Annotated in this window: 3 protein-coding genes; all 3 read right to left on the reverse strand. The window is 42.1% G+C overall.

Annotation, left to right across the window (positions count from 1 at the left end; translation table 11 throughout):
- The coding region (locus tag B2V92_RS10740; protein ID WP_293307700.1) for a hypothetical protein at positions 1-282 on the reverse strand (282 nt) is incomplete at its 3' end.
- Positions 283-298: 16 nt separating this feature from the next.
- The gene (locus tag B2V92_RS10745) at positions 299-2,143 is read right to left on the reverse strand and encodes a RagB/SusD family nutrient uptake outer membrane protein (RefSeq protein ID WP_293307702.1); all 1,845 of its coding nucleotides are present in this window, start codon (positions 2,141-2,143) and stop codon (positions 299-301) included.
- Positions 2,144-2,160: 17 nt separating this feature from the next.
- A complete protein-coding gene (locus B2V92_RS10750) occupies positions 2,161-5,391 on the reverse strand; it encodes a SusC/RagA family TonB-linked outer membrane protein (protein ID WP_293307704.1) in 3,231 nt (1,076 codons plus the stop codon).
- Positions 5,392-5,949: the final 558 nt, after the last annotated feature.

The following is a 5,949-nucleotide window of genomic DNA, read 5'->3' on the forward strand; positions in this document are numbered from 1 at the left end:
CCCCGCCGTATCGGCAGTAGTAGAATAATTGATGGTTGCGAACAGCGAATCGGTAGAAAAATCGATACTGTATTTAAATGTTTTTCCTGTCGACATTAAAGGTGTAGTCCAGGTTAACTTGGCTGAAGTTTCACCTGCTGCAATTTTGACATCGCTGGGCTTGAATATACGGGCCGGATCGGTCGGTACATCATCCTCCTTTTTACATGAGGCCAGTACGGCAACCATCAACAATAACATCATCAGTTTAAGCCCAAATTGATTTGTAATTCTTTTCATCATTTATGTTATAAATAAGTTAATAACCAAAATTTTGAACCATGCTCGGATTTTCGATCAAAGTGGTTTTAGGGTATGGGAAAAGTTCTTTTTTATTGGCTTCGAAATAAAAGGCAATACCTGTAGAGGTACTGGTGATCGAATTATCCTCGGTAACTGCTTTTCTCCAGTTTTTAGTGGTATAGCCGGTTGGCGCGGTTGACGTGTTCAATCCTGGTGAGGTAAATACATTGTTCGGAACACCGCCATAGAGATCGAGCGTAGCCACTTCGTTAACACTGGTGCCTAAAAGATAATTGCTCTCTTTGGCATAAATGTAATTCGGTACGTTCGCATAATCGCCCGTTCCGTTAATCAGTGCACGGATCTTGGTACGTGTTTCATCAAATTTGCTCCCTAATAAATTCCAGCGGATCAGGTCGTATTTACGGATACCCTCGCCGCCAAACTCCAATAAACGTTCTCTAACAATGGCATTAAAAAATCCGGTTTTATCTAGTGGAGTAACCGGAATCTGTGTTTCGAAACCTGCATAGGCACGTTTCTGCACTTCCTGCAAAGCACTAACCGCGGCGGCCGATGGAGCACCGTTTATTTCGTTATCAGCTTCTGCGTACATCAACAGGATATCAGAAAAACGCAACATTGGCCAGTTAACTCCAAAGGTTTGCGAAGCAGATGAATTGTTAAAGGCTGTCCACGATTTGCGGAACTTCCCATCTGTCATGTTAAATAAAGTATTGACGATCTTTTTTGATGAGGCTACAATTTCGAAGACGCCGATGGTTACATCCCTGCGACAATCTTTGGTAGCATCAAATTCGTAAAAATAAGTCGGAATGGCATTCATACCACCACCGCCCGAACCAAAAGTAGAGGCAGAGTTAAAGCGGATGCCGTTGTAATAACCCAATTTACTATCTGTTGATGCATTACCGCCAAAAGCAGCCACTTCAAACATTAGTTCGTGGGCATCATCGTAACGTGTTGTGGTATGCAGGCTTTTAAATACATTTTCGTAAACCGGATTTAAACTGTGTTCCGAACGGTGGTTCACGATATCCAAACATTCATCAAAAGCAATTTTATAATAGGTTAAGTAATCACTGCTGCGCTCCATGGTATGGCTGGCTGTACGTAATGAATAACCACCCCTTGCCAATGCAATTCGGGCCCTTAAGCCTTTAATAGCACCTTTGGTATAACGGAAACTGCCATATTCGGTAATTCCGCTTCGCCATGGAACAAGATCTTCGGCCATTTTTAAATCGGCAATCATCTGATCGTAGGTTTTATTGCGGTCTACATTTGGCCCGTATAAAGTTTCGGCATCTGCTGATGGAACAAATGAAGCCGGTACATCACCCCAGTTGCGGATCAGCTCGTAAAGAAACTGCGCCCTTAAGGTTAAGGCTTCGCCATAATAACGTTTCATAACGGTTTTTTCGGCATCCGAACCATTGGCGTATAATTTCGAAGCAGGAATGTATTTGATGCAGATATTGGCACGCTCCACGCCCGAGTACAATTGTAGAAAAGGGTTAATCAGATCGGTATTATCCGAACTGGCTCCGTACATGCTAATCCCCCTGCGGTCGGACGAGCTGTAACTACCTGATGTTTTAAAATCATCAGCAGTTAAACCGAATAAGGTAGAAATACGACTTCCGTAACCATTATCGCCACATAAACGGTTGTAAACAGCAATTATGGCAGCATTTGTATTGGCTGTGCTTTCGAAAACAACATCGGGTGATGAAGTTGAAGGCGATTGTACATCTAAATATTTTTTACAGGAAGTAGTTATGCTCAATGCTCCAACAGCAATTACCATTAAAGCCGATTTTATAAATTTATTGTTCATTTTCTTTAATGTTGAGGTTAAAATACCATGTTGATACCAGCAAGGATATACCGGCTGCGTGGGTAAGCCGCATAATCTATGCCCGGGGTAAGTGGATTCGATCGGCGGGTGTTTGCTTCCGGATCGTAACCGGTGTAACCCGTAATGGTATACAGGTTGTTAACCGTTCCGTAAACCCTTAATTTGGAGATAAAACCAGTTCTTTTCATCATTTTCTGCGGTAAGCTGTAACCCAGTGTCAGGTTGCTGATCCTTAAAAAAGAGCCGTTTTCAATGGCGTAAGAAGTTAGTGCATAGTTTCCGGTAGTTGGTGTCCACAAGGTGGTATTGGCGTTCATGGCCGTTAACGTTGCCGGATCGGTTACTTTAATCCCGTTGGCATCAAAATTCTGCCACCTATCGTTCATTACTGCAAGCAGGTTGTTATCCTTAACATTGTACTGCGAGGTAAATTCGAGCTTGTTGGCATTGTATACCTTGCTGCCGTAACTGAAGTTTACAAATACCGTAAGATCGAAGTTTTTGTAGGCAAACTGGTTATTAAAACCTCCTGTAAATTTCGGTTGTGCGGTGCCTAAAACCGTTCTGTCGTCGTCGCCAATCATCATACTCGATGAAGAAGAAAGTTTTTGAACTTTCATATCGCCCGGCTGCGGATCGCGGTTACCCAACAATACCCTGCTGTTTGCCACAGTTGGCTTAAGCGTATAGGTGTAAACCCCGGTAGTGGCATTCTGTACATAGGTAAAATCGTCAACCGTGTAACGGCCGTCAGAAATAAAACCGTAAAACTGACCAACAGGTTTGCCAACCTCTACTTTAAAATCACCTAAACTGTTTACCCAGCCCGATTGGGTGATGTAAGAGTTCACCCCATTCTGTAATTCGACAATTTTATTTTTATTGAAAGAAATGTTGAAACTGGTATTGTAGCTAAAATCTTTGGTTTTAATGGCCTGGTAATTTAACTGAAGCTCCAGACCAGTATTCTGCGTTTTACCCACATTTTGCTGTTGTGTGGCATAACCGGTGGTTTGCGGTACGTTTGCATTTAACAGCAGGTTTTTCGTGCGGTTATCGTAATAATCTAAATTAAGCGATAATTTGTTTTTAAACAGGTCGATGTCAATCCCGAGGTTTTTAGAAATATTGGTTTCCCATGTGATATTCGGGTTTGATAAAATATTTCCTGTGGCCGTACCCGAAATTAAGCCTGTTGATACGCCCGAATCGGTATCGGCATATCCACCTGTTGTTGAGCTTAAGTAAAATAAGGTTCTGAACAAATCCTGACCAATGCGGTTGTTCCCCGCGGCACCATAACTAAACCTCACTTTAAAATTATCGAGCCAATTCAGATTCAGGTCTTTTATAAATTTCTCTTCTGTAACCCTCCAGGCAACCTGCGCCGAAGGGAAATATCCCCATTGTTTACCTGCCGCAAATAATGATGATGCATCCGTCCTGAAATTTACAGTGGCCAGGTATTTATTCTGAAAGCCGTATGAGGCACGACCGAAAATCGAAAATTGCCTCGTACCCGAGATCAGCGAAGTCGGCCTGTCCTGTATGGTATTTGCCGGAGCGCTGCTTACAAAAGCATCATCAGCACTAATGTTGATCGGTAAAAATTTAAGCACCGTGGTCCTCGAATCGATATCAACCATATTGATCTCCTGCCCTACCAATAAATCGAGACTGTGATCCTTGCCCAGATTTGGCCTGTAATTAATGGTGTTGGTGTTGATAAATGATCTTTGTGATACCGTATCCAGTTGGATAGCAGGTAAACCGGCATTGTTCCGCGCCACATTACTTACCGGGCCGTTAAAGGTATTGGTATGCCTGTTTGTGCGGTTATAACCCACCGTACTTTTGATGGTTAAGTTTTTAAGGATAGAGTATTGTACATAACCGCTCGAAATCAGGTCGTTACGGTAGTCGTATTTTAGTTCCTGGTTGGCCAGGGTAATCGGGTTGGTTAAACCTGTTGTAAGGTAATCAGCATCGAATAAATCGCCCGAATCGCTGCCACCCGAATAAGGTTGATAACGTACCGAGTTTCTTAAACGGTTGGTGCCCTGCGAACCTGTTGAGCTGGTACCTACACCATCAACACGTTGCCCACTGTAGCGCGCATTTAAACCTACCCTTAATTTATCTGTAAATTTATGATCCAAACGAACCGATGCAAAAGTTCTTCTATAACCCGAATTGAGCATGATGCCATCTTCTTTGGTGTTATTTACCGAAACATTGTATGTTGTTTTAGAAGTGCCCCCCGATAGGTTTACCACTTCGGTATTACTCCATGCCTGACGGCCGAAAACTTTATCCTGCCAATCGATATTCGGGATGTTTTTATAAATATCGAGATCTTCGAATGTGCCATACTTTTTGGTAAAAGTATCTTTAACATCCTGATTGGTATTGTTGTTATATAGCTCATACTGATATTTGATAAACTCGTAAGGGTTCATTACATCAAGTTTGTTCACAATCTGACGTGCACCGGCATATGCGTCGAAAGAAACAACCGGTCTTCCTTTTTTACCGCTTTTGGTGGTAATGATAACTACGCCATTGGCACCACGGCTACCGTAGATTGAAGTAGAGGCAACATCTTTTAACACATCAATCGATTGGATTTCGTTCGGCGATAAAATAGATAAGGCGTTTTCTACCTGGATCCCGTCTACAATGTACAATGGTGAGTTATCGCCTGTAAGCGAACTTCCGCCACGCACTTTGATTACGATTTCGGCGCCAGGGCTTCCTTCGGTTGTGGTAACCGATACTCCGGCAAGTTTACCTGCCAATGCCTGTGCCGCTGTACTTACCGGAAACTGATCGATATCTTTGCCGGTAACTGACGAAACCGAACCGGTTAATGCCTCTTTACGTACTGAGCCATAACCGATGTTTACCGTAACTTCCTGTAAGGTGTTGGCATCTTCTTCCAGATTAACATCAAGCTTGGTTTGATCGGTAATGGTTACGTTTTTGGTTTTGTAGCCCACATAGGTAAATGTTAGTATTGTACCTTTTGATGGGATGGTGATTTTGTAGATCCCGTTTGCATCGGTGCTGGCCCCTGCTTTCGAATCTTTTACGCTTACGCTAACCCCAACCAATACCTGTCCGTCGGTTTTATCTTTTACCGTTCCGGTAAGCTGTCTGTTCTGTGCTTTCGCAACAGATAATCCAAAAAAAGCGAAAAATGCTAAAAAGAGTAGAACTCTGCTCATAAATTGTGGTTTATTTTGAAGTGATTTGGTTACTTTAAGATGCTGCAATCGCTTGCATGTAGAATATAATTCTATTTCGGGATGTTATTGTTTGTTTATATTTGGTTACGTTGATGTAACAATTTTACAAACTAAAAACCGTTTGAAACCAAATTTAACTAAAAAAGTGTGCAAACGTTCCCAAAAACGTTAAAGAGACGTTTATTAATTTTACTGATCTGACCTTATATCCGTTTGATGAAAAAATAATTTAATAACTACTTGTCTCCTGATCACGGACTATCGTGTGGACACCTATTTTTAAGGCGTTATGCTAGCTTGCTTCGAAAACCCATCAGGTTTTACCTAAGAACGCCGTCAATCCCAGGTGCGGGTGAATCAAAAAAACAGTTGCAAAACAGAACAATTTGCACTAACAAACCTAAAACGCAGTGGTTTTGTGCAGCCCTTGCAAATACTGTAGTTTATAAAAAACTTACTGCACAAAATAAAGTGCCGCTGTTTTTTTGATGTGGGCGGTCCTTGTGTGAAGCACATTGCTGGATTGACAAAGCGCTT

Origin of the sequence: Pedobacter sp. UBA5917, from assembly GCF_002432345.1 — a bacterium.
Taxonomy (GTDB): domain Bacteria; phylum Bacteroidota; class Bacteroidia; order Sphingobacteriales; family Sphingobacteriaceae; genus Pedobacter.